We start from the raw sequence: 1,835 nt of genomic DNA on the forward strand, positions 1-1,835 counted from the left end.
GCCCTGCACCTCGTCGGTGGCCGGGCCGGAGCTCTGGCCACCGACGAGGTGCAGGGCATCAGCGGCTCGACGCGCCTCGAGGCCAAGCGGCAACGACGCCGTGACGGGCGCGATGCCGGGCGCCGGCGCCAGCCCATCCTCTCCGAGTCCGAGTTCCTCGCCCGCCGTGAGTCCGTCGACCGCGTGATGGTGGTGCGGGAGAAGAAGCGCGCCGACGGCAAGGGGGTCATGACCCAGGTCGGCGTGCTGGAGGACAAGGTCCTGGTGGAGCATTTCGTGACCACCGAGTCCGCCCGCTCCATGGTGGGCAACGTCTACCTCGGCCGCGTACAGAACGTGCTCCCGAGCATGGAGGCCGCGTTCGTCGACATCGGCCGCGGCCGCAACGGCGTGCTGTACGCCGGCGAGGTCAACTGGGAGGCCGCCGGACTCGGTGGCAAGGCCCGGCGGATCGAGCAGGCGCTCAAGCCCGGCGACATGGTCCTGGTGCAGGTCACCAAGGACCCCATCGGCCAGAAGGGCGCCAGACTGACCACGCAGATCTCGCTGGCCGGCCGGTTCCTCGTGTACGTGCCCGACGGCAACTCCACCGGAATCTCCCGCAAGCTCCCCGACACCGAGCGACGCCGGCTCAAGGCGATCCTCAAGGACGTGGTCCCCGAGGGTTCGGGTGTGATCATCCGGACCGCCGCCGAGGGGGTCAGCGAGGAGGAGATCGGCCGGGACGTCGAACGGCTGGCGGCCCAGTGGACCGAGATCTCCGAGGCGGCGGCCAAGCGGACCTCCTCCGGCTCGGGCACTCCGATCGCCCTGTACGAGGAGCCGGACCTACTGGTCAAGGTGGTGCGCGACCTGTTCAACGAGGACTTCTCCTCGCTGGTGATCCAGGGCCAGACCTCATGGGACACCGTCCACGACTACGTCTCGAGGGTCGCACCGGAGATGACCGGTCGACTCGAGCGCTACGACAACCCCGACGTCGACGTGTTCGCCACCCACCGCGTGGACGAACAGCTGGCCAAGGCCCTCGATCGCAAGGTGTGGCTGCCCTCCGGCGGCTCACTCGTGATCGACCGCACCGAGGCCATGACGGTCATCGACGTCAACACCGGCAAGTACACGGGCTCGGGCGGCAACCTCGAGGAGACCGTCACGAAGAACAACCTCGAGGCGGCCGAGGAGATCGTCCGCCAACTGCGCCTGCGCGACGTGGGCGGAATGGTGATCATCGACTTCATCGACATGGTGCTCGAGGCCAACCGCGATCTCGTCCTGCGGCGGCTCACCGAGGCGCTGGGCCGCGACCGCACCCGGCACCAGGTCTCCGAGGTCACCTCGTTGGGGCTCGTCCAGCTCACCCGCAAGAAGCTCGGCACCGGTCTCATCGAGGCCTTCTCCACGCCGTGTGAGCACTGCCAGGGCCGTGGACTGATCGTGCACGCCGACCCGGTGCACACCGAGTCCCACAACGCCGACGAGCCCGGCTCGCGACGGGGCCGCAAGCGCGGTGGCAAGGGCGCGGACCCGGATCAGTCGGAGTCCCAGGCCACGTCGTCGACCACTCCCAGGCAGGCGCCCAAGAAGGACGGGCCCGCGCCGGCCGCCCACCCGGCCGCGCTCGCGATCGCACGTCACGAGGCCGAGCAGGCGATCGCGGAGAAGCCCGACCCGGATCAGGCCGTCGCAGGGTCGTCGGACACGGATCAGGCGGTCACGGACACATCTGGCCAGGCGGAGGTCGTCATCGCCGAGCCGACGTCGCCGGTCACGACCGGTGACGCCGGCTCCTCCGACGCCGCGGAACCCGGGGACACCGACGCCGGTGTGCCCGAGTC

The 1,835-nt window shown here is 70.0% G+C and carries 1 protein-coding gene; it reads left to right on the plus strand.

What is annotated here, in order from left to right; all coding sequences use genetic code 11:
* On the plus strand, positions 1–1,835 hold a 1,835-nt coding region (locus IY392_RS16925; RefSeq protein WP_228549561.1), incomplete at both ends, for an Rne/Rng family ribonuclease.

The organism is Dietzia sp. SYD-A1, assembly GCF_015356725.1.
GTDB lineage: Bacteria > Actinomycetota > Actinomycetes > Mycobacteriales > Mycobacteriaceae > Dietzia.